Below are 23,020 nucleotides of genomic sequence, written 5' to 3' on the forward strand. Positions count from 1 at the left end.
AGCGAAGGCTTTATGCGCAATCGACATATTGACGATCTCGACTCGGTGCAAAGGCCCGTGATTGCTATTGGCACCGACTACCCAAGGGGTTACCTGCTGCCTATGCACCAGCATCGGCGCGCTCAATTGCTTTACGGCGCCACCGGGGTAATGCACGTGTTCACCCGTCAAGGGAACTGGATTGTGCCGCCTCAGCATGCGGTGTGGCTACCCCCACAGATGGCGCATGAAGTAAGAATGGTCGGCGTCACGACCCGCAGCCTGTACATTGAACCGGCCGCGTTGTTGGTTGACCCACCACAGGATTGCCAGGTGGTCAGCGTAACGCCGCTGATGCGCCAACTGTTGATGGCCGCCGTCGATATGCCACTGGATTACAATGAGCAAGGCCGGGATGGCGCGCTGGTTAGCCTGCTGCTGCATGAGCTGGCCAATCTACCGCCTCTGCCACTGCATATCCCCCTGCCGGCGGACCGGCGGCTGAGTGAACTCTGCCAGCAATTCCTGCAACACCCTGACGCGCACGATTCACCTCAGGCATGGGCTTCGCGGCTGTATATGAGCATCCGCAGTTTCAGCCGCCTGTTTCGCGCTCAGACAGGAATGTCCTTCTCACAATGGCGTCAGCGTGCCTGCGTGGTGTTGGCGCTGGCCCAATTGGCCGAAGGCAGCAGCGTGACGCAGGTGGCTCTGGAATTGGGGTATGAAAGCAGCGCGGCGTTTGCCACCATGTTTCGCCGCGTGCTGGGGCAGGCGCCGTCCTGCTATCTGGCTTCAGAACGGCGCGAAAGGGGTTAGCGGAACTTCTTGTGGTTAGCGTCGCGGGTTTGTTTGAAGCCCTGCGCGACCTGCTTGGCTTCGGCCAGCTTGCCCTGGTTGGCCAGCGCCAGCGATTGGTCGATCTGACCGATCAGCGTGTCCAGCCCGTGGTGGAAATCTTTTATCTCCGGGCTATCGGGCGCTTTGTCCTCCAGCTTGGGCGGCGTGCTTTGCTTTGCATCCACTGCGGCGGCGCGCATGTTCTGCAAACTTTGCTTCAAGGTATCCGTGGAGTCAGTGCTCAGCACCGTTTTGTAATTGCCTGCGATGGTATCCATATCGTCGGCCAGATCGGCCGCGACCGCCAGTGAACTGGCGCCCAGCAGCGCCAGCGCCATCAGCGCTTTCAGTTTGTTCGACATGCTTGCTCACCTTCCAGTTATTGTTTTAGTGGTCCCCTTTTAGGGCCGTGCGCCGCCATTGACCACGCCATGACGCAGCACAGCCTAAACATAGGCAAGGGAGCAGAAAACCGAAACCGGAGATTTGTAAGCAAGGTTAAAACAGAGGAAGGGGAAACGGCTGGCAACCGGAGCGGCCAGCCGTGGCGAACATTATTGACCGGCGATTTTCATGTCCGGCAGTAAAACGGAGCCGCACTGAATATTGCTGCGGGTTTCGATGTCGCTGCCCACGCTGACAATGTTGCGCAGCATATCCTTGAGGTTGCCGGCGATGGTGATCTCGCTGACCGGATACTGGATCTCGCCGTTTTCCACCCAGAAACCGGCGGCGCCACGCGAATAGTCACCGGTAATACCGCTAACGCCCTGGCCCATCAGTTCGGTCACCACCAGCCCCGTGCCCAGTTGCTTCAGCATGCCGGCAAAGTCATTACCCTGCCCGGCAATGCGCCAGTTGTGAATACCGCCTGCGTGTCCGGTGCTGTGCATACCGAGCTTGCGGGCCGCATAGCTGGTCAGCAGCCAGGTTTGCAGTACGCCATCTTTAACGATGTCGCGCCGTTGGGTGCGTACACCTTCGCTGTCGAACGGCGTGGAAGCCAGGCCTTTCAGCAGGTGCGGGTGTTCTTCAATGGTCAGCCAGTCCGGCAGGATCTGCTTGCCCAAAGAATCCAGTAGGAAGGTGGATTTACGGTAAACGCTGCTGCCGCTGATGGCGCCAACCAAATGCCCGAACAGGCCGGTCGCCACTTCGGAAGCGAACAGCACCGGGGCGGTCATGGTAGACAGCTTGCGCGGTGCCAGACGCGACAGCGTGCGGCGGGCACATTCCTGACCCACCCATTCAGGGCTTTCCAGATCGCCCATCGCACGGCCGATGGTATAGGCGTAGTCGCGCTCCATATCGCCATCCTGCTCGGCAATTACGCAGCTCGACAGCGAGTGCCGGCTGGAACAGTAGCTTTGCAGCATGCCATGACTGTTGCCGAATACCTTGATGCCGTAGTGGCTGTTAAAACTGCCGCCTTCGGTATTGGTGATGCGCTTGTCAGCCGCCAGCGAAGCCTGCTCTGCGCGAGCAGCCAATTCGATACCGCGTTCGGCGTCCAGTTCTGCCGGGTGGAACAGATCCAAGTCCGGTGCATCAAACGCCAACAGGTCCTTTTCCGCCGGGCCGGCGTTCGGATCTACCGAGGTGTAACGGGCAATATCCAGCGCCGCCTGCACGGTGCGGGCAATGGCATCCGGGCTGAGATCGGTGGAAGAAGCGCTGCCTTTGCGTTGCTGGTGATAGACGGTAATGCCCAACGCGCCATCGCTGTTGAACTCAACGTTCTCCACTTCGCCAAAGCGAGTGCTGACGCTGATACCGGTAGATTTGGTCACGGCAACTTCTGCCGCATCAGAACCGGCGCGCGCCAGTTCCAAAGCCTGTGAAACGGCCTGTTCCAGCGCCTTGCGCTGTTCTGCAACTTGAGTGACTACTTTCATCAATCTGCCATACTTAATCAGAAAATCGTTGAGAAAAGTGCCGTGGCGGCGTGGTTGCGCGCGGAGTCACGCGCAAAAATCATGTGATTTATACTTTTGAGTCTAACAGGAACCGCGTGGAATTTCGCATAAAGCCGGCAACCTGTTAGGATTAGCCTCTTTTTAACGGAGCCTACCATGAACAAACAGCCTGAAGACTGGCTCGACGATGTCCCGGAGAACACGGACGAGGACGATGACGAGATTATCTGGGTCAGTAAAAGTGAAATTAAACGTGATGCCGAAGCCCTGAAAGACCTGGGGACCGAACTGGTCGAACTGGGTAAAAACGCGCTGGAACGCATCCCGCTGGACGAAGATTTGCGCGCCGCAGTTGAGCTGGCGCAGAAGATCAAGAAAGAAGGCCGCCGCCGTCAGTTGCAGCTGATTGGCAAAATGCTGCGCGCCCGCGATGTAGAGCCGATCCAAACCGCGCTCGACAAGCTGAAGAACCGCCATAACCAACAGGTTTCGCTGTTCCACAAGCTGGAAGCGCTGCGTGACCGTCTGGTGGAAGAAGGTGATGACGCGATCCCGTCGATTCTGGCGCTGTATCCGGAAGCCGACCGCCAGCAGCTGCGCTCACTGGTGCGTAACGCACAGAAAGAGAAAGCCGCTAACAAGCCGCCGAAAGCTTACCGTCAAATTTTCCAATACCTGCGCGATCTGGCCGAAACCGCCGAATAATCGACGCCGTCACCACGGGATGAACCCGATTCATCCCCGGTGATGTGCAGGTTCACCGCTGCTTTCACGGATATTGAAACGCAGGCTGCCTTCCAGTTCTTCTTCCGCCTCTTCAAACAACAGGATAATCGCACCAAAGCGACGTTTGCTGCGGGCGTTGAGATGGGTAAACTCAATCTCGACCGGCAGGCCGATATCCGCCGTCACCACGTCCCACAGTGCGTCAAGATTGGCACCAAAAGCCTCATCCAGTGCAAACTTATGCGCAAAATCGCGGTAAAACGCCGGCAGATCGCTAATCTGATTAAAATCGAACTCTACTTTTGCCATCAAGCTCACTCCACCCGAATGAAGTTTTTATAATGGTCACGCGTGACAAAAATCAGGCCATCACTGGAATACAGCAGGCGATCGGCACCACGCCGGCCGCATTGGTAATTGATATCCGCCTCGCGCCATACCCGGCTGCGGGCCGCAGGCAGCTGTCCTTCACGGTTTGAGAAACGGTCGCCACCAATTGCCTTGCCCGGCAGCACCGAACACAGGTTGCCGTTACGTGCATCCCATCCCTGCTCGCGCGCCTGTTTTTTGGTGATGTAATAGTCCGGCAGCCGCTGATGCTGCTGCAGGTAGCTCACCACCCTTTTCTGCTGCGTCAGTTGGTCAATACTCTGGCCTTCGGCCACCGCCGGTACGTTGGTAATCGCCCGATCGTTACCACGCAGTGCGCTAAAACCGGCTATCACAATGGCGATAACTACCGCCACGAGGATCCGCTTATTCATTGCTGTCCCTGAATTATGGCCGACAAGGGTGCACCGGCACCCATGCTAGTTGGATTTATAGATGAAGAGGATGAAGCAGAGATGACTGGTATGTAACGTTTTCACTTCAGGGAAACCACGCCCCACAACCTGCAACACCCATTCAAGCTAATCATGCCATTGTGCAGCGCGTCTGGCACTCAGTGCAACTCTGAAACAGGCCTCTATCAGGCAAGTATAGCCCCGGCAGGGGCGTTTGGCGTATCAGTCGATCAACGCGTGGCGGTAGCGATGCAGCATGCCGGCCAGGCGTTTTACCGGATCGGTAACGCTGAGCGGTGCGTGATAATCCACCAGCTTTTGCTGATAGTCATTCATTTCGTCCAGCAGCCGATCGTAATAGTAAGCGCGCTTCACGTCGTTCTTGGCCGAAACCACATGATCGGCAGTGTTGCGAATCTGCTTGTGGAACGCCGAAAGTTCCTCGCTAACCGGGATCTCCGCCCGCTGCATGCGCTGATGAGCAATGATCAGATTCAGCGCCAGCCGGTATTTGGCAATGTCGTTCGGGAACATCATCAGCAGTTGGTTAAGCTGCTGATACAGCGCCGGCAGATGGTTTTGCCGACGGCGCGACGCCTTGGTGGTCAGTGCCGATACTGCGCTGCTGACAAACTGGTTCAGCAGCGTGCGGCCGGTGCGTTCACGTGAATTATCGCGGATCAGCAACAGCACCATCAACCCCACGCAGCTACCGAGGAACTGGCCAAGCGCACCGTCGAGAAACTGAGTGACGTTGAATTCCATCGGGTTACTCAACACCAAAATGTTGATGGTCCCCGCCAGCAAGCCGAGCGAACCCAGCCGCCTTTTCTGCACTTCGATACCGATGAAAAACGCCAGCAGCCCGAGGCTGAGGCACAGCAGCAAAATGCTTTGCTGGGTCGCCGGCAGGATCACCATAAAGAACAGCGAACCGACCGGGATTGCCGCCAGCATGCCCAGCACAAAATCCATTGCGACCATACGCGGCGCGGGGGTACGCATTGCCAACGAGGTGATCACCGCAATGATCACCATAAAACCGCTGCCGGAGGTCCAACCGGTCCACAGCCACAACAGGCTGCCAAAGGTCGTCGCCACAAAGGTACGCAGACCGTTGATCATCGCGTGATGGCCTTCCGCCGACGTCGGTTTGATCACCACCTCACTGCTCAGCACACTTTCTTCCACCGCACTGATGCTGCTGTTGGTGTGCACGCCTTTAGCCAATAACAGATAACGCGTGGCCGCCCCGACCCAACTGCTGATGGTCAGCAAGGTTTCGTCGGTGCGGTTGGTGGTCAGCACCTGGCGCAACAGCTTCATGCGCTTGTGAATTTCCTGCGGGGTATCCGCCGGCACCATCAGCAGTTCGCGAATATTCTCTTTCACCGCATCCGGATGATTCAGCAGGATTAAATACGTCTCGCAGGCCTGGGTAATCAGCGTCAGCGACAGCGTATGCAACGCCTGAACACGGCGGTTCACCTTTTGCCAGCGTGAAGACTCCATCATCAGGTTGCTGCGCATGCCGTTCAGCGCAGTGGTGCTTTTCACCAGGTTGCTCCAGGCGCGGTCAATGTCTTCTTTCTCGGCATCGCTGATGCACATCTGCATCAAGCGGTACTGATCCACCAACAGTTGATCCACCGCGCGATCGATATCCTGCTTGATCGATCGCGGCGAGAACAACAGATCCGCCAGCACTGCGCTGACGATCCCCAGCACGATCTCGCTGCAGCGCTCAATGGCGAACTGCGGCGCTTCCAGCAGGTGGGATTCGCTGGTGGCGACCGTCACGATAATGATCAGCGCGGTATAACCGGCCAACCCCCAGGCGTAAGAATTCTCGACTTTAATCAGCGAGGACAACCAGGTACAAAAACCGGCCCAGATACAGCACAACAACAGCATCACAACGGGTGCACGCGCCGTAGTGACGATAATCGCCAGACCGACAAAACACCCGATAAAGGTACCGATGATACGCAGCCAGCCGCGGTGGCGGATAGCGCCGGAGAAGGGTTCGCCACCGGCGGCAAAGGCCGGGCCGGCGGCCACGATGGCGGCGGTCATCGCCGACCAGCGTGGCGTTTCCAGATTGAGGTGGAAGCCGACAAACAGGGCAAACACAATGGCAAAGCTGAGCTTGAAGGCAAATCTCAGCCTGATAAAGGTTGGGTTATTCATTAACCGAACTCACGCAGCCGATGCATCAAACGCACAAAAGGCGAGCCGCTGTCGGTAGCGCGATCGTTCTTGCCGGTGATCACCACGGTAGCCGTGGTACCTGCCGGGTACGGATGCAATTGGTCTTTGTCATCCAGCAGAATTTTCACCGGCACGCGCTGTGCCAGGCGCACCCACTCCAGGTTGCTGTCGATCGACGCCAGCCCTTTGCTGTTCACGGTGCTGCTGCTGTTATTGACGGCGGCGGCCACGCTGTCGACGGTGCCATGCATGATACGGTTACTGCCCAACGGGGTAATTTCCGCACGATCGCCTTTGTTCAGACCATGCAGCTTGGTTTCTTCCAGATAGGCCAAAATATAGAAACTGTTTTTCTTCACCAGCGCCACAGCGACTGAACCGCGGGTAATGTACTCACCGGCATGCACGTTCAGGTTTGTGATCCAGCCATCGGCCGGTGCGCGCACTGTGGTACGTTCCAGGTCCAGCTTCGCCAGTTCACGCGTCGCTACAGCCTTCGCCAACTGATGTTCTACGGTTTGCAGAACGTTATTCGCCTGGTCTATTTCTTCCTGCGACATCGCCTGCACGCCCAAGCGAACACGACGGCCCGCCTCCCTTCTTTTTTCCGCTGCCAAGGTCTGGTAGTAGGCCACGTCGGCGTTAGCTTCCGCCAGAGCCTGCTGGTAGCGCGGCTGGTCGATCACCAACAGCACCTGCCCTTTCTTGACCAACTGGTTATCCACCAGCGGCACGTCGGTCAGCAGCCCGGTAACGTCCGGCGCTATTGCCACCACGTCGGCAGTAAACTTGGCATCACGCGTCCAGGGGGACTCGGTGTAAAACACCCAGGCTTTGAATACGGCGACGATCCCCAGCAGGACCAGAATCAGAGTGATCGCGATTCGGGTTATTTTTATTGAAAAATTTTTCACAGCGACCTCAAACGAAAAGACATGAAATCAGATAGAACAAACAGCAGTACAGCGCGGTATTGAACAGCGCTGGATGCCAGACAAAATCGTAGATCCCGGTAGGCTGCAGCAGGCGGCGCAGCAAGAAAAACAGCGCCAGCGAGACCAGCAATTCAAAAAATACCGGGGGGAACGACAGTCCGAAAATGACCATAACCGGAAGCAAACTCATCAATTTTTCCTTATTACTCACTGCACCGGGCGTAACCCTTTATACCCGTCATCTTTCAAGTTGCAGCGCTGTTATCTGCACTCGCTCACCCCAGTTACTACTAAAGTAAGCGCCTGGGGTGAGCGAGCTGGTCGCCTAGCTGCAACTTGAAAGCTATAGGGTATATTTCATTCACATTCTCTTTACATTTTAGCCGACACGCACCACAAATTCCGCCCCAGACAGGTTGTCCAGGCCACGAACCTGAAAAAAAGGTAAACTCTGGAACGTACATCCGCGATAGGGAATGCGAGGATACCGGAGGGATCGGCCACGGCGTCGGCGCCGATCGCACTCGCGCGTTGATAAGGTCTTTCCACCCGACCCCGTTATATTAGCGTGCTTACTATCAACTCATCAACAATCTGTGATCTAAATCACTTTTAAGCCAGAGTGAATAATGGAACGATTAAAACGGATGTCGGTATTCGCCAAAGTGGTTGAATGCGGGTCATTTACTGCGGCGGCGCGCCAACTCGATATGAGCGTTTCGTCTATCAGCCAGACCGTCTCCAAACTGGAGAATGAGCTGCAGGTTAAACTGCTTAACCGCAGCACCCGCAGCATTGGCCTGACGGAAGCCGGAAAAATCTATTACCAGGGTTGTCGTCGCATGTTGTTGGAAGTGAGCGAGGTGCACGAACAGCTGTACGCGTTTAACAATACGCCGACCGGCACGCTGCGCATTGGCAGCTCGTCCACCATGGCGCAAAACGTGCTGGCGACCATGACTGCCGATATGTTGAAGGAATATCCTGGCCTGACGGTGAACCTGGTGACCGGTATTCCGGCGCCGGACCTGATTGCTGACGGGCTGGACGTGGTGATCCGTACCGGTGCGCTTCAGGACTCCAGCCTGTTCTCCAAACGTCTGGGATCCATGCCGATGGTGGTCTGCGCCGCCAAAAGCTATCTCAGCCAGCACGGTACGCCGCAGAAGCCCAGCGACATGGTCAACTTTTCCTGGCTGGAATACAGCGTGCGGCCGGATAGCGAATTCGAACTGATCGCCCCTGAAGGCATAAGCACGCGTATTGCGCCGCAGGGACGTTTTATCACCAATGATTCACAGACCATGATCCGCTGGCTGAAAGCCGGGGCCGGTATCGCCTATGCGCCGCTGATGTGGGTGATCGAAGAGATCAAACGTGGTGAGATCGAGATCCTGTTTAAAAGCTATCATGCGGATCCTCGCCCGGTGTACGCGGTGTACACCGAGAAAGATAAGCTGCCGCTCAAGGTGCAGGTGTGCATCAACTACCTGAGCGATTACTTCAAGCGCGTGGCGGAAGTTTATCAGGAGTATCGCTGAGCAAAATACGGCGTGCCAACGCGCCAAGCAGCAGCAAGGCCAGCATGCCCAGCCCCCAAACCAGCCAGACAAGGTACCCAGCCCAGGTGATCAACTGCGGGAAATAACTCGCCAGCCAATCCCCCAGTTGCTGCAACAACGGTAACCAGCTTTCCAACAGCGCCTGCGGCACCAGGCTAAGCAACCCCGCCAACGGGGGCGCCAGCTCCGCAGAACCCCTTTGTGCCAGCCCCGTCAACGACGGTAGCCAGGCCAACACGCCAGAAGCTCCCCAGGCCAGCAGCGTCCATAACGTCATGGCCGCCAACAGGACGACCAGACTCCATCCTGATTTGGTCATGGTTGCCCTCCGCTGACCGCCGTACCACACTGCTGGCAGAAACGGCTCCCCGGCGGCAGCGGCGCCGAACACCCGCGGCAGGACGCTGACTCCGTTTCGAAAGGTTGGCCGCAGCGGTGGCAGTAACGGGTACCGGGCCGGTTAGGCGCCTGACATTGCAGGCACTGCGGGCCCTGATCGCCATGCTGGTTATAACGGTTACCATGGTGTCCGCCCCCGTGCCGCGAACGTGAGTGGCCACCACCAAAGCCACCTTGTCCCAAAAGCTTTTTCAACATGCTCATCGCTCTTCACCTCTTTGCTGTACGCCAGGACTCAATGTAAACCCTGGAGTAAACTCCAGGGTAAAGCGCTGCGAGAGGGATTTACGTTTAATTACATCCTAAGATCAGCAACGCTTTGATGTGGCTAGCAAAAAGCATCATCTGTCATTACCTGGCCTGCTGCCGGTGCGCTATGCTGCGGAGACCTCTCCCTGCATCAGGAATAAAAATGAAAAAAATCATACTGGACTGCGATCCGGGGCATGACGATGCTATCGCCATGCTGCTGGCCTGGGGCAATCCGCAGATCGAGCTGCTGGCCGTCACCACCGTGGTGGGCAATCAAACGCTGGATAAGGTGACCCGCAACGCGCTGGCTGTTGCACGTATCGCCAATATTACCGGCGTGCCCTTCGCCGCCGGCTGCCCACGGCCGCTGGTGCGGCAAATCGAGGTTGCGCCCGATATTCACGGCGAGTCCGGCCTGGACGGCCCGGTTTTAACTGAGCCAACGCTGACGCTGGAAACGCGACACGCGGTAGATTTGATTATCGACACCATCATGGCCCATCCGCCAGGCAGCGTGACGCTGGTCCCCACCGGCGGCCTGACCAATATCGCCATGGCAGTTCGTAAAGAACCACGGATTGCCGAACGGGTGAAGGAAGTGGTGCTGATGGGGGGTGGCTACCACGTGGGGAACTGGAGCGCGGTAGCGGAATTCAATATCAAGATTGATCCGGAAGCCGCGCACATCGTTTTTAATGAGAAATGGCCGCTGACCATGGTCGGGCTGGATCTGACCCATCAGGCGCTCGCCACCCCAGAGGTGTGTGCACGCATTGCCGCCATCCACACCGGACCAGCCAGGTTTGTCGGCGAATTGCTCGAGTTCTTTGGCAAAATGTACCAGCAGGCGCAGGGGTTCAGTGCACCGCCGGTGCACGATCCCTGTGCGGTGGCCTACGTTATTGCCCCCGATGTGATGACGGTGCGAAAAGTCCCGGTAGATATCGAACTCACCGGCACCCTGACACTGGGCATGACGGTAGCCGATTTCCGCACAGCACCACCGCCCGACTGCCATACGCAGGTAGCAGTAACGCTGGATCAGGATAAATTCTGGGGTTTGGTGGTGGATGCTCTAGAGAGGATTGGGGACGTGAAGATTTAATGAACGGTTAACAAGACGGGCATTACCGATGCCGAACAACTGGAGCTCACCGCCGCACCGGGGATGATCCGGTTGCGGCGGCGGGAAGTTGATGTTTTTAGGGCATAAAAGCAATAACCCCGGCCAGTTTAAGTTGGCCGGGATACCTTAATCAGTAGATTTAATAATTTATAGTTTATTCTTATTAATTTCATTCACAGTTACTAAAACAGCTTGAATACTTGAGTCAAGATTATCCTCATCCAACCATGAGACACCCTTTCTTCTTAAATGGAACTTTATTGTTGGAAATAACGTTTCATCATCTAACGATATAATAACATTCAAACAGTCAACATAATTTTCACTCCACTTCTTGATTATTGAATTACAAAAAATAATTGAATATTGCAAATACTTCTCACTTACATAATCCTCTATATGGATAGAATTTACAAAACATTCGAAGGCAATTTCATCCTCGAAAACATCAGGGGTAACAGAGTTACAATAAGAAAGTAGTTTTTTAGATAAAAAACAACCATGTAACTCAACAAAACCTTGTTCAACAATATCATTCAACTCATAAGGAAGATTGAGTTTATCTATATCTTCCCAACAAATAGATTCAAGTTGAGGGAGCATTAAATAGTTAACTAACATCTTATTTCTCTCCCAGGTATTTAGTCATACCTTTGTCTACAGCGCTCTTGAAAGCAGGATCTTTCAACTTATCATTCACACTTTTAGGTGCATCAGGGAATGTTTGCGTAATAGGATCATAATAGTACTTGTTATTACTATTATCTTGGTAATGTATTTGGCCTGCTCTCTTTCCTGGCGCAGGGTTCTCAACATCAATTCTCTCTTTCCCTTTACCCATCCACAATGTTTTACTTGGAACAGTTGGGCCATTTATGCCGAGCATAGCGCCATCTTTATTTAGGGTATAATTAGGCTTACCAGCCTTACTAAATCCTCCAAATGCCGAAGCCGCTGCACTCGCAACAATACCTGCCTGAACCTCATCCAGACCATATTCTTTCTGGAGTGCCTCAGAGACTTTATTTGTAGCAACAACACCTTCCGCCTGCATCTGATGCGCAAAGGTCGCCGTCAGATCGTAGACCATCTTGATCGGGATATCTTCACCCAGGGCACGGTCTATCGACTGCTTCACCGCCAGGCTGTCAGCTAGCACATTACCGTATTTCTGCTGGCAGGTTGTCGGACTAGTTGCACAGTCGCTGATAAGCTGTTTCTGCTGCGCGGTACTCAGTTCCTCATACTTCTTAATCACGCCGCCGCAGTCACCGCCGGAAGCCTGACAGGACTTCATTTCAGCCGACCAAGCGTCTACCTGCTTACTGCTCAGATAGTTATTCTCCGTCGCATTCTTACCGGCCTGCGAAGCCGCTACCGCCCCTGCCGTACTGTCTGAAGCTATCCCCCCTGCCAGTCCTGCGGCCAGTTGGCTCAAAGCACTCACCTCCTGCTTCTCACCTTCTGTCAGGCTGTTTATGTCACGGCCCGGGAACCTTATCTCAACTATCACCCGCGCAGCCAGCTCGCCACCGCCCGCACCCACCGCACCGGCTACCGCAGACTGGTTGTTCAGTTGCGCAGTTATCGCCCCCAGTAACGCATGCGCCATTGCGTTCGCTGCCACGTTATTTTCACCGACCCGCGCCTTGATTTCTCTCGCCAGATACGGTGCCGCTCCGCTCGCCAAAGCGCCGGCCAGATTGTTCCCCGCCAACGCCTGCAGCGCGCCCGTTACCGCCTGCGCGGCCCGTTGCATATCGCTGCCGGTGCCGTATTTCTGCATCTCGGCCTGATATTCCGGCGTTTTACGCAACGCTGTCGCATCCAGCCCCGGATGCTTGTCCTTTGCCTTCTGCAAGCCATTGATATCACCCTGGGTGCGGACAATATCCATCGTCTGCCCGGCGATTTCGCCGATCAGCTGCGCCTGCTTCAGCCGGTTCTGCTCTTTCTCCTTGTCGAAGATCGGCCCGATACTGCCATTGGCGTTATCCGTATCCCGGCTCAACGCATTCACATCTTGCTGCTGGTTGGCCCCATCGCGAATAACCACGCTACCGCCCGACACCGCAGCCTTGGTCGTGCCTTCTGCATGCCTTTTAGAACGGCAATCTGATCATCGACATAACTGGCTCACCGAGTACGGCATCACCAACCCGAAACCTCTGAAGATCACCGCCGCACCCGGTGTTATTCGATTACGGCGGCGAGAAGATGAGGTTTTTAGGGCTTGATAACACTCCCCCGGCCAAGGCTGGGGGAGTAGATTAGTTCAGAAGATCCGTTGATACATTGCCAGTATCGAAGAACTCCTTAAAGATCCTGACAACAAGATCGAAGTCTTTTGTAAGCTGACGCTCAGGCCAGTGATTACCAAGGATAATGATACTATCTCCTGATGATGACGTATTATCCCATATGGATCTTACATCACCTCCAGACTCATCATATTCCAGCAAAGTAACTAGATAAAAACCATTCTCTGCCTCAACGCTGAGTCTCTCTGGCCCGGTATCTGGAGCATTAATAATCCTGATATTTACGCTACCGCTGCTATTCTTCAGAACATTTAAAAAATCGAGCACATCAGACCACAAAGGGGATTCATTTCTGACATATTCCTCACCAGAACATAAACGAGAAAGCTCATATTTTATTATCATTTTGCAGGCCCCTTATTTTCTATTTTTTTCATACCCTGCTGCCAGAACAGAACGTTACCTGTTGACTCTTCATAAATTGTCAGTGATTTAAGCCCTGCTTTTTCTGCCATGACCTTTACATCACTCAAGCAATAGTTGCAGACTTCTTTCCCTGCTACGCTCATTGCCATTTCGCGCCCTTGAGTCATTCCCTTATCATAAGCCTGCTGGATCACTCCCACTTCCGCATGGGCTGTTCCCATGTTTCCATTAGGGTAATTTTTATCCGGGCGCTTATCTATCTTAGCCTGCACAACATCATTGATGAGAGTCGGTTTATTAAAATCAGCTAACTGTGAAGGCCTTGCTCCCTGGTTAGTATCACTGAACTTATTACCATCAACATTTCCTTTCGCAACGACCTTCACATTCGCATCTACAATCTTGCCAAGTTGTTTCGCCGCTGCCGCACCAAGTACCGGAGTGACCGAAGCAACAATAATATCGGCTCCTTGCTTCAACTCGGCGTAATCTTTGGCTGTTGCGTAATCAACCCCTTTCGTGGTCATAAAGAAGTTGATCAGTGCGTCTTGGATCTGCTGCTGATTCTGCGCATCAACACTGGTGATATTCAGCAGGTTCACTATCTGGCCGTAAGCATCCGCGTATTGCTGGCTCACCTTCGAGTTATACGGCCCGGTTTCATACTCACCCTTGGCCGCGATAACCTCCAGTCTCGCCGCACCACAGGCCGCACTGGCTGCCGCACCATTTCCGCAGGCCTCTATCACCTTCTTGTCGCTGGCGATATCCTTTTCACGCAGTTCATTAACTTTCTGCTGGGCCTGCTCACGCTCTGCCGGGTCTTTACTGTTCTGGAGCTTCTGCTTCGCCAGCTCGAGCTCTGTCTTTTCAGACACGCTCAGGAAGTTATTCTCCACCGCATTCTTACCGGCCTGCGAAGCCGCTACCGCCCCTGCCGTACTGTCTGAAGCTATCCCCCCTGCCAGTCCTGCGGCCAACTGGCTCAAAGCACTGACCTCCTGCTTCTCACCTTCTGTCAGACTGTTTATGTCACGGCCCGGGAACCTTATCTCTGTTATCACCCGCGCGGCCAGCTCGCCACCGCCCGCACCCACCGCACCGGCTACCGCAGACTGGTTGTTCAGTTGCGCAGTTATCGCCCCCAGTAACGCATGCGCCATTGCGTTCGCTGCCACGTTATTTTCACCGACCCGCGCCTTGATTTCTTTCGCCAGATACGGTGCCGCTCCGCTCGCCAAGGCGCCGGCCAGATTGTTCCCCGCCAACGCCTGCAGCGCGCCCGTTACTGCCTGTGCGGCCCGTTGCATATCGCTGCCGGTGCCGTATTTCTGCATCTCGGCCTTATATTCCGGCGTTTTACGCAACGCTGTCGCATCCAGCCCCGGATGCTTGTCCTTTGCCTTCTGCAAGCCATTGATATCACCCTGGGTGCGGACAATATCCATCGTCTGCCCGGCGATTTCGCCGATCAGCTGCGCCTGCTTCAGCCGGTTCTGCTCTTTCTCCTTGTCGAAGATCGGCCCAATACTGCCATTGGCGTTATCCGTATCCCGGCTCAACGCATTCACATCTTGCTGCTGGTTGGCCCCATCGCGAATAACCACGCTACCGCCCGACACCGCAGCCTTGGTCGTGCCTTCTGCATGCCCTTTATTGCCCGCGCCGGAAAGGGCCGCGCCCGCCAGATTGGTCAGCAGATCTGACCCCACCGGGCCGCCGCTGCTGATGCTACCCCCTTGATGCTCGGCCTTGAAATCCGCCTGATTATGGATATCACTGAAGCCCAGGGTGCCGGTATCAAGACGGTTTTTCTCTGGCGCGGCAGTACTGGCGATGACCGCGCCGTCCAACTGCGTATGCTGGTTAACCTTAATATCATAGCCGCCCTTGCCGGCAAATATACCCGTTTGCTCCTGCACGCTGTCATAATTGCTGTGCAATTTGTCACGGCTCATACTCAGACTCGCCGAGCCGCCAGCACCGAAGATAGCCACACTGACACCACCACTGACGCTGGTTTGTTTGGCGTCATAGTTGTCGCTATCCTGCTGGCTTTGCATTATCAGGTTACCGCCGGTATCCACCTCCACCCTTTCGCCACTGATTTGTGCCCCTGACAAAAGGGTATCCCGGGTACTGCGCATTGACATCACGCCACCGGTGTCTATCGTCGTCTCAGTCCAAAACGTTCCATCACCATGCTCACTGCCCTGGCTTTTGTTGGCATTGGCGAAGACGCTCAATCCCGTCTGTTTTCCCACGCCAATGCTGACGCCGATATTGCCGCCGCTGCTCTTGTTACTTCCTTCGGTCTTCTGAGTATTGGCTGCGCCCAACAGCAAGATGTCACGCTCGGCGGCCAGGGTGGTGTTGCCCGCCACTTTAAACTGACTGCCGACAACGACAATGTCACCGCTGTCAGCAGTATTGCCCTTGCCGGTTGCAGTCACCTGCATATTATTACCGGCACTGAATGTTGAACCGGCGATGCTCGTTTGTTCCTGATGCTGTTTCGACGACGATTTCTGGCCGCCAAGCGAAATACTGATCCCCACCATGCTGCCTTCTTCAGTATCGGTATCGCCGACTTTTGCCAGTCGACCCGCCTGAGCGGCCTGCACGCCGGATAATGCCGCTTTGGCCCCCTGCAAGGCAGCCAGTCGACCGTCGGTCTCCTGCTTTGCCTGTTGAGCCGTTGTCACCGCACTATTAATCGCACTGCCCACCGTACCGGACAGCGCCAGACTCAGGCCACTCTGTTTCTGTTCGAAGGCTTCGTCACGACGACGAATATCCTTACCCGGGTCGATATGGACGCTATCCCCCGTCACCGATAGGTTCTTATCCGCAATCACATCTGCGCCACTGATATGCACCTTGCCGCGCGCTTCGATATCCACGCTGCCGCCGGTCGAACCTATGGTGCTGACGCTCTGGCTTTGGGTAGTGCCATCTTCGTTCAATTGATGACGAGAAGATTTACTGCCGATGGTCACGCCGATGCCGCCGCCGCTGAACACGCCGCTGGTTTTTTTCTCGTTCAGCCGGTAAAGGGATTGCTCCTCGGTGGCGGCAAAAATATCGATGTTATTATCGGCCTTTAATGTGACCTGGCCGTCCCCCACTACCGTCGAGCCCCGTACTGTCAGGTCGTTACCGGCGTTGAGTAAAACGTTGTCGCCACTTAGTACCGCTCCTTTCTCATGGGTCGCGTAGTCCTCCTCCACCGTATGGGTGGTGGTTTTGGACATAAATCCTTTTTTGACCTTAGTCTCTTCGAAGAAGCTGTAGTCCCTTTCAGCTACGCTGTCCACCACGATATTACGGTCGGCGTTAACCACCAAATCTCCACTTACCTGTGCCTGCGTACCCTCGAAGATGGCATCCTGGCCAGCATCAACGCGCAAACTGCCGCCGGCGATTTCGGTGACCTGTTGGCGTATGGACTCCTTCACCCGCTGCTGGCCGCCGCCGTGGCTTGCCTGATACTCCCGGTTTTCCACGCTGTTAAGATTTACGTCTCGCTTGCCACTCAGTAGGATGTCGCTGTCACCCACCAACACCGCCCCCTGCGAGTTCAAATCACGCTCGGCATGTAGCGTCATATTCCCACTACTGGTGATGATGCTGCGATCGGCACCGCTGCTGATGCGCTCGCTATTACTGGTTTTATCAATGGATTCCGTGCGATTAACAAGCAGGTTGATATCACCCGTCGCCTGCAGATTCATCGTGCCATCAGAGGCGATCCTCGCGCCGATAACATCGATATTTTTGTCGGCACGCATGATCAACGCATCTTCTGCGCTGATGACAGCAGTATCGCCAACTTCTGTACGCGACAGGGACAACGTCTGGCCGCCCTGAGTCCCTGTGGCATCCCACTGGCGAGCCTGAGTTTTATTGATAATGCTGCCATCCAGACTTTCAATCGCGACCCGCTTGCCGCTGATGGTCGAGCCGATATTGCTGATATCGCCAATGGCGCTGAGCTGCAAATTGCCGTCGGCGTCGAACAGCCCCTGGTTAAGGTTGCTGATAACCGTTTTACTATTAACGTTGAGCCGTTCACCACCTTGTAGCGAGCTGCCGTCATTACGAATACTGCCGCCGTTCAGGTTAACGATATTGCCGGTGATCACGCTGCCGTTGAGCTGGGCTGCGTCACCTTTGGCCAAATAGAGTTTTGGCGCCAACACCGTCTGGCCAAATAGAGTTTTGGCGCCAACACCGTCTGGCCGTTGATCGTTACCTTCTCCCACCAGACGATGCTTTTATCCAACTGCGCAACCTGGCCCGGCGTCAGGCTAACGCCAAACTGCAAGTTCAGGCCGCTCTGCGCTTGTGCGGCGTTGTCGATCAACTGCTGCATCTGCGCCAAATCGGAGCCGATACCGTTGAGATAGCGCTTGCCGGTCTGGCTGAGCATGGCGTTGCTGATATAGCGGGTATCGAACGCCGCATCCCCCAGGAACCGATAGTCGTAGTCCGGATTAAGTCGCAGCCGATCGAGGAAGTAGGCCGAACCGATAAACTGTTTTTCATCGGTAAAACGGCGGTCGTTTTCACGCGGAGCGGCACCCGGCTGTTGGCCCAGCATGGCGTAGAGATCGTTGAACAGGCTGTTATCCAACTGCCCCAGGCCGTCCAGTTTCGGGTTGGTGGTGATCAGGTATGGGCTATTGGGATCCGCGCTGACGACAAAACGGCCGCTATCCCCGCCCGGCAGTGGGTAGTCCGCCAAGGCTACGGCGTTATTACCCAGCGAGCCCAGGGCCGCCTGCAGGTTGTCTTTCCACTCAGCTGAACCGAAGGCAACGCTCTGATCCGCCGCCAGATCCTGCTGTTGAACACCGCTGATAGCCTCCGGCTGCTGCAGGCTGTCCAACGTTGGTCTAGCCAGGGTATGGCTCAGGCTGCCGGCGTTCGGTGTCACCATGCTGTTGCTGATATCGTCGGTAAAACGGACGTTAACGGCACCACCGGCCTGGATCACGCTGCGATAAACAGCGGTGTTTTCGTTCTGGTACTCTGGCTGTCCGGTTAAGCGGTACTGAATGGGGGTATTGACGTTATCACGGATGTAATTGCCGCTCTTTTTGAAGTCAGCCAACGAGCGGTGCTTGTCGAAATCATACTGTGCGATTTCGCCGTCATAACGGTAATTCAGGTATTTATTCTGGCTTCCTGCCTGGGTGCTCTCATTATTCAGCGAGCCACCACTCAGCGAAATATCACCATTGGCCAGCATGTCGCTGGCAATATTGTCAAAACGCGTAATGGTGCCGACAATGTCCTTTCCTGCGGCAATTCGCCCAGCGCCCCCGTTCGCAGTGACGGTTACGCTGGAGGATTCAACCAGGATCTTTTTATCAACGGCAGGCGCTTTAGGCGCTAAATAATAGTAATCATCAACGGAACCGTTGCCATGCCCCATGCTGCCGCCGGTGCGCACCGTTTTGATGTAATAACCGAGCTCGCTTTCAGCCAAATCCCCCAGTTTCATATTGACCAGCGTCTGGCCATTCCACAGCGGATCTTTCGCCGTCGTCTGCTTTTCGGTGCTCACCGACCAGCCATCACGCTGATTGAGCAAATGCGCGGTGTTGATCTGAATATTGCCATTTTCGGTCTCGATGGTGCCGGAGGTGTTGACGATCTCACTGTTGGCATTGCCGGCCGCGTCTTTTTGCATCCACAGGTTGTTGCCCGCCAGGACGTCGCCACGCTGGTTAGTGATACGTTCCGCCAACAGTTGCACATCGCCACCGCCGTACAACATGCCGATGTTGAGCAGATGGTTAGCCGCGCTCAGCAGCAAATTGCCGGCGGTACCGATAAACCCGTTATTATTGATGTCGCCACGGCTCAGCAACTGTACCCAGCCACCCGACTGCAGACTGGCGGTGCTGGTTTGCGTGATGCCGGCGGCTTCGATCCGCACGTCGCCGCTTCCGCCGCGCAGGGTACCGGCATGTGTCAGTTGGCCAGCGCTACGCACATCGATGCTCTGGCCCTGGAGGGTACCCAGCAGCACAACATCGCCGTCGCTGCTCAGGGTCAGCTTTTTACCTGCCGCCAAAGTGCCATTCTGGGTGAAGGCTTCCTTTAACGTCAGCGTAATATTGCCCAGCGCCACCAGTTGACCGTACTGATTCAGCAGGCTGCTCACCAATGTCGCATCGCCACCGCTGAACAGCTTGCCGTTCTGGTGGTTATCAATCTGCCGCGCGTTAACGCTCATCTGGCTTGTCGCCAATAGCGTGCCGGTATTATCCAGGCTGCCTGTCTGCAGCGTTAAATTGCCGCCCTGCAGGGTTCCCATATTATTCAGAACATCGAGCGTAAACCGGGTATCGCCGATACCGCTCAACGTGCCGCTGTTATCCAACCGGGTGCCCCTGAACGTCAGGCTATTGGCCTGCAGCCAGCCGAGGTTATTCAGCGAAGGCGCTTGAAGATCCAGTGCGCCGCCGACGATCATTTTGCCTGAGTTGCTCAACTGGCGATCCAACCGCAATACGCTGCCGCCATCTCCCTGCAGATCCCCAGCGTTGTTTAGCTCTGCCGCCTCTACCCGCAGGGTTCCCAGGCTGCGCACCGTGCCACCAGCCAGGTTATGGAATATGCCACTCAGCTTGGCCTCCAGATTTTTCTGTCCCTGCAGCCTGCCGGTGTTGGTCAGTTCAGCGGCTTTTAACGTCAACTCGCCCGCCTGTACATGGCCCTGATTGTTCAAGGTCTGCGCCGTCAGATCCGTTTTCCCACTGGAGAAGATCTTGCTGCTGGTTTCCGTCTTCAGGCTGTCACTGAGATCCAAATGGATCCCTCCCGTGCCCGCCTGCAACACGCCTTTATGATCCAACTGCTGAGCCGCCAGCCTGATGCTGCCGCCCTGCCATACTCCGTCGTTTTCGACTATCGCCGCCCCTACAGTCAGTTCCCCTTCGCTGAGCAGCTTGCCGCTTACTGTGTTGTTCAGATCCTTTTGCAACTGCAACGCCAACTGCCGTAGACCAATCAGATTGCCGCTGTTGTTCACCGTGTTGGCCGTGACGGTGGTCGCCGCACCCTGCGCTTCCCCCTGATTGCTGATGCTGTCGGCCGAAAGCTGTAATGCGCCTTCGCTCAATACCTTGCCGTCGTTATTCAGCGTGGCAGCCGTCAGTTTCAGTGGCCCCTGGCTCAGCACTTGCCCACTGTTGTGCAACGTCTGTTCGACCGTTGCCGTCAGCCCATTTTCCCCCAGGGTGCTGCCAGTGTTGGCCCAACCTTGTACGCCGATATCAATGTTCTGTCCCTGTAGCTTACCGGCGTTATTCAACCGCTCCCCCTGCAGCGCCAACGCCCCCCCGGCCAGCACTCGCCCTGCCACGCGGTTTTGCAGATCTTTCGCTGTAATCTCCACCAGCCCCTTGGCCTGTATCAGCCCACTGTTCTCCACATCTTGCGCCGTGAGCTTCATGCTGTTGGCCGCGAGGGTGCCGGTATTGTTCAACGTTGGAGCCTTTAACGTCAGCGTATTGTCCGCCACCAGCTTGCCCTGGTTGTCCACCTTTTCACTAAAGCTCAGCTCCACCCCGGAGGCGCCGATCTGCCCGCTGTTGACCAGGGTAGTGCCATTCACCGTCAGCCGTTTGCCGGCCAGCAGTTCGCCTTGTTGATCGAGCCGATTTACCTTCAGCGTGAAGCCATTATCGGCCTGCAGATGCCCTCGCTGGCGCAGTGAACCACCGCGCCAGTCAATGTTAAGTGCGTTGATTTGGCCGCTGTTATCGGCAGTCGCAGCGGAAAAGTTCAAATCCCCCAAGGTGTTAAACACGCCCGCCAAATGCGCATCCTGCGTAATTTTTAACGCCATGCCCTGTTTGGCCTGGGTGCGGGCGCCTGCGGTGGTCGACAAATTCTGGCCGTCCATCGTCAGGGCGAGTTCGCTGGAAAGCAGCCCGCCCAACCGCACGTCATTAGCCTGAATGACAATATCGCTATCACTCAGCAGCGATGAGCCTGCAGCTGTGCTCAGTATGCCGCCGTTGAGGGTGATGCCCTGTTTGCCGCTGGCGCTGCCCGCCAGCAAGAATTCCCCGGCCTGTACGGTTAAGGGGCCATCTGCAGACAGGGAACCTGCCACGTTAAGCTTGTCGCGCACGCGCAGCTCAAGGTGCTGCCTGGCCCCGATGGCCCCCTGGTTATCGACGCTTTTGGCCGTGATCCGCTGAACACCGCCCGCTTGCAACTGCCCCCGATTATCAAGCCGTTCGCCTATCAGCGTCTGCATGCCCTGTGCCTGTATCCGCCCGCTGTTGTCCAGGCTCTGTGTCTGAATGTGGCTGTCGCGGTTGGCGGCCAGCTGGCCGCTGCTGCTGAGGTTATTGGCTTGCAGGTGCAGATCGCGCCCGGCGGTCAGAACGCCCTGCCAGTCGCCGTCACCGTTAAGCGTCATATTGATGTCACCTTCGGCAGTCAGGCTGCTGTCTTTAGCGCTGCTCAGGGTGTCTGCGGTCAGCTGCAGTTTGCCGTCAGTACTGGCTTTGCCCGCCTGCAATTTGCCTGCGGCGCTAAGCTGCATATCGCCTTTGGCGTTCAACACGGCCTTGTCCAGGGCCAGTTCACCCCGGCTGTTCAGGCTCATCGCCTGGCCGGCCTTATGGTTGCCGCTCAGCGTCATTCCTGCCGCCGTAGCATTCAGGCTCCCCTCTGCCAGCGTATTATTCAGCCGCAGTTGCCCATTGGCATCCAATTGAATATCGCCCTCACGCGCGTTGAGGTTGCCGAGGTTGATCCCAACGCCTTTTTCACTGGAGACCAGGTGGATACGGTTGGCGTACATGCCACCAAGCGCACCAGTATCAATCGCCACCTTGGGCGCGTCGCTACTGCCTGCAATCGCCGTGGCCTTGCCGGTAGCATCTACCCGGTTGGCCCCGAGCGTGATGCTGAGGTCCTTGGCGTGCAGTTGCGCGTTAATCTCGGTTGCGCGGGCGATCAAGGCAAATTTTTCGCTCTTGCCGGCGTCCAGCCCGTTACCCTGAATGGTGATTGCCCCCTGGGTGACTTCCAACGCCTGCAGCTTGCCGTCAGCACCCAGCACCGGCTTGCCGGTCGTCAGCGTCGCGTTGGGGGTATTGATAAAGCCGCAGCCGTCGCAGGTGATGCCATAGGGGTTGGCTACCATCACGCTGGCCTGCTTGCCCGCGACCTCCAGGTAACCGCGCAGCTGTGAGGGGTTCGGTGCCACCACCTCATTGATGATGCCCTGCGCTTCCCCGCCGGCCTGCAGGTTGGGGTTGTTCTGGATCAGCCCGCCAAGCTGGCTCTGATTGAGCTGGCCAGTGGCGTTGTTGAGGATCGTCCCCTCTTTGCCAACGTTGAAATCGTTGTATTTGTTATGCGAAATACCAGCCTGGTTCGGCGTGGCAATATTGATCACCGGCACACCATTGGCGGCCTGATCCACTCGGGTATTGCCTTCGGCTACGTTAATGCCCTCGGCCAGTACAGGCAGCAACGGTTGCCCCGCCAGCAATGTGCACAGGGTATAGCTCAGCAGGCGCTGCGTGGTATTAAGGTTTTGATTATCACTATGTTTCATCCTTGAA

Annotated in this window: 15 protein-coding genes and 2 pseudogenes; 4 read left to right on the forward strand and 13 right to left on the reverse strand. The window is 55.8% G+C overall.

Translation table 11 applies throughout. The features are described 5' to 3' along the window. The first annotated feature begins 12 nt into the window (after positions 1–12). Positions 13–798 (forward strand): AraC family transcriptional regulator, encoded by a 786-nt coding sequence (locus M495_RS21660; protein ID WP_041415721.1) that lies wholly within the window; start codon positions 13–15, stop codon positions 796–798. Here M495_RS21660 and cybC read toward each other — a convergent pair. Together cybC and pmbA are read right to left on the reverse strand one after the other, a co-directional pair. Beyond that, positions 795–1,181 carry a cytochrome b562 gene (gene cybC, locus M495_RS21665; protein WP_020831899.1) on the reverse strand — a complete coding sequence of 129 codons (387 nt, stop codon included), beginning with the start codon at positions 1,179–1,181 and terminating at the stop codon, positions 795–797. The genes M495_RS21660 and cybC overlap by 4 nt on opposite strands. Before the next feature lie 192 nt (positions 1,182–1,373). Next, complete coding sequence (gene pmbA / locus M495_RS21670; RefSeq protein ID WP_020831900.1) at positions 1,374–2,714, reverse strand: metalloprotease PmbA; 1,341 nt, start codon at positions 2,712–2,714, stop codon at positions 1,374–1,376. A gap of 177 nt (positions 2,715–2,891) precedes the next feature. Here pmbA and yjgA point away from each other — a divergent pair, with 177 nt between their 5' ends. Further along, complete coding sequence (gene yjgA / locus M495_RS21675; protein WP_020831901.1) at positions 2,892–3,440, forward strand: ribosome biogenesis factor YjgA; 549 nt, start codon at positions 2,892–2,894, stop codon at positions 3,438–3,440. 30 nt (positions 3,441–3,470) lie between these two features. Here yjgA and M495_RS21680 read toward each other — a convergent pair whose 3' ends face one another. The 5 genes from M495_RS21680 to aaeX all read right to left on the reverse strand — a co-directional run bounded on the left by M495_RS21680 (position 3,471) and on the right by aaeX (position 7,582). Continuing rightward, on the reverse strand, positions 3,471–3,770 hold the full coding sequence (locus M495_RS21680) for a barstar family protein (protein WP_020831902.1): 300 nt from the start codon (positions 3,768–3,770) through the stop codon (positions 3,471–3,473). A gap of 5 nt (positions 3,771–3,775) precedes the next feature. Further along, positions 3,776–4,225: a ribonuclease gene (locus M495_RS21685; protein WP_020831903.1), complete on the reverse strand. Its 450-nt coding sequence runs from the start codon at positions 4,223–4,225 to the stop codon at positions 3,776–3,778. Positions 4,226–4,468: 243 nt separating this feature from the next. Next, entirely contained in the window at positions 4,469–6,436 is a 1,968-nt protein-coding gene (aaeB, locus tag M495_RS21690) for a p-hydroxybenzoic acid efflux pump subunit AaeB (RefSeq protein WP_020831904.1), read from the reverse strand. After that, positions 6,436–7,371 carry a p-hydroxybenzoic acid efflux pump subunit AaeA gene (aaeA, locus tag M495_RS21695; protein ID WP_020831905.1) on the reverse strand — a complete coding sequence of 312 codons (936 nt, stop codon included), beginning with the start codon at positions 7,369–7,371 and terminating at the stop codon, positions 6,436–6,438. The genes aaeB and aaeA overlap by 1 nt, the downstream gene beginning before the upstream one ends. A gap of 7 nt (positions 7,372–7,378) precedes the next feature. Beyond that, on the reverse strand, positions 7,379–7,582 hold the full coding sequence (aaeX, locus tag M495_RS21700) for a p-hydroxybenzoic acid efflux pump operon protein AaeX (protein WP_004936952.1): 204 nt from the start codon (positions 7,580–7,582) through the stop codon (positions 7,379–7,381). A gap of 439 nt (positions 7,583–8,021) precedes the next feature. On the opposite strand from aaeX, the gene aaeR reads away from it, so the two are divergent. Further along, positions 8,022–8,933: an HTH-type transcriptional activator AaeR gene (gene aaeR, locus M495_RS21705; protein ID WP_041415021.1), complete on the forward strand. Its 912-nt coding sequence runs from the start codon at positions 8,022–8,024 to the stop codon at positions 8,931–8,933. On the opposite strand, the gene M495_RS21710 is transcribed toward aaeR, so the two are convergent. Both M495_RS21710 and M495_RS21715 read right to left on the reverse strand, forming a co-directional pair. Then, on the reverse strand, positions 8,896–9,273 hold the full coding sequence (locus M495_RS21710) for a hypothetical protein (protein ID WP_020831909.1): 378 nt from the start codon (positions 9,271–9,273) through the stop codon (positions 8,896–8,898). The genes aaeR and M495_RS21710 overlap by 38 nt on opposite strands. Continuing rightward, a complete protein-coding gene (locus M495_RS21715) occupies positions 9,270–9,557 on the reverse strand; it encodes a double zinc ribbon domain-containing protein (protein ID WP_020831911.1) in 288 nt (95 codons plus the stop codon). Before M495_RS21715 ends, M495_RS21710 begins: the two co-directional genes overlap by 4 nt. Positions 9,558–9,765: 208 nt before the next feature. Here M495_RS21715 and uriH point away from each other — a divergent pair, with 208 nt between their 5' ends. Further along, positions 9,766–10,710 (forward strand): uridine-preferring nucleoside hydrolase UriH, encoded by a 945-nt coding sequence (uriH, locus tag M495_RS21720; RefSeq protein ID WP_020831913.1) that lies wholly within the window; start codon positions 9,766–9,768, stop codon positions 10,708–10,710. Between the two features lie 168 nt (positions 10,711–10,878). Here uriH and M495_RS21725 read toward each other — a convergent pair whose 3' ends face one another. The 4 genes and pseudogenes from M495_RS21725 to M495_RS26290 all read right to left on the reverse strand — a co-directional run bounded on the left by M495_RS21725 (position 10,879) and on the right by M495_RS26290 (position 23,013). Next, a complete protein-coding gene (locus tag M495_RS21725) occupies positions 10,879–11,352 on the reverse strand; it encodes a hypothetical protein (RefSeq protein ID WP_020831915.1) in 474 nt (157 codons plus the stop codon). 304 nt (positions 11,353–11,656) lie between these two features. Continuing rightward, positions 11,657–12,829: pseudogene (locus tag M495_RS26065) on the reverse strand (VENN motif pre-toxin domain-containing protein); the annotation flags it as partial. 172 nt (positions 12,830–13,001) lie between these two features. Further along, positions 13,002–13,397 carry a DUF6911 family protein gene (locus tag M495_RS21735; RefSeq protein ID WP_020831919.1) on the reverse strand — a complete coding sequence of 132 codons (396 nt, stop codon included), beginning with the start codon at positions 13,395–13,397 and terminating at the stop codon, positions 13,002–13,004. After that, positions 13,394–23,013: pseudogene (locus M495_RS26290) on the reverse strand (two-partner secretion domain-containing protein). The gene M495_RS21735 and the pseudogene M495_RS26290 overlap by 4 nt, the downstream one beginning before the upstream one ends. Between the last annotated feature and the right edge of the window lie 7 nt (positions 23,014–23,020).

The sequence above is a fragment of the Serratia liquefaciens ATCC 27592 genome (genome assembly GCF_000422085.1).
GTDB classification, from domain to species: domain Bacteria; phylum Pseudomonadota; class Gammaproteobacteria; order Enterobacterales; family Enterobacteriaceae; genus Serratia; species Serratia liquefaciens.

Excerpts from the sequence above, each read along its gene's own strand:
- M495_RS21660 (WP_041415721.1), top strand. The coding sequence starts at position 13 with ATGCGCAATCGACATATTGACGATCTCGACTCGGTGCAAAGGCCCGTG.
- cybC (WP_020831899.1), bottom strand. The coding sequence starts at position 1,181 with ATGTCGAACAAACTGAAAGCGCTGATGGCGCTGGCGCTGCTGGGCGCC.
- pmbA (WP_020831900.1), bottom strand. The coding sequence starts at position 2,714 with ATGAAAGTAGTCACTCAAGTTGCAGAACAGCGCAAGGCGCTGGAACAG.
- yjgA (WP_020831901.1), top strand. The coding sequence starts at position 2,892 with ATGAACAAACAGCCTGAAGACTGGCTCGACGATGTCCCGGAGAACACG.
- M495_RS21680 (WP_020831902.1), bottom strand. The coding sequence starts at position 3,770 with ATGGCAAAAGTAGAGTTCGATTTTAATCAGATTAGCGATCTGCCGGCG.
- M495_RS21685 (WP_020831903.1), bottom strand. The coding sequence starts at position 4,225 with ATGAATAAGCGGATCCTCGTGGCGGTAGTTATCGCCATTGTGATAGCC.
- aaeB (WP_020831904.1), bottom strand. The coding sequence starts at position 6,436 with ATGAATAACCCAACCTTTATCAGGCTGAGATTTGCCTTCAAGCTCAGC.
- aaeX (WP_004936952.1), bottom strand. The coding sequence starts at position 7,582 with ATGAGTTTGCTTCCGGTTATGGTCATTTTCGGACTGTCGTTCCCCCCG.
- aaeR (WP_041415021.1), top strand. The coding sequence starts at position 8,022 with ATGGAACGATTAAAACGGATGTCGGTATTCGCCAAAGTGGTTGAATGC.
- M495_RS21710 (WP_020831909.1), bottom strand. The coding sequence starts at position 9,273 with ATGACCAAATCAGGATGGAGTCTGGTCGTCCTGTTGGCGGCCATGACG.
- M495_RS21715 (WP_020831911.1), bottom strand. The coding sequence starts at position 9,557 with ATGAGCATGTTGAAAAAGCTTTTGGGACAAGGTGGCTTTGGTGGTGGC.
- uriH (WP_020831913.1), top strand. The coding sequence starts at position 9,766 with ATGAAAAAAATCATACTGGACTGCGATCCGGGGCATGACGATGCTATC.
- M495_RS21725 (WP_020831915.1), bottom strand. The coding sequence starts at position 11,352 with ATGTTAGTTAACTATTTAATGCTCCCTCAACTTGAATCTATTTGTTGG.
- M495_RS21735 (WP_020831919.1), bottom strand. The coding sequence starts at position 13,397 with ATGATAATAAAATATGAGCTTTCTCGTTTATGTTCTGGTGAGGAATAT.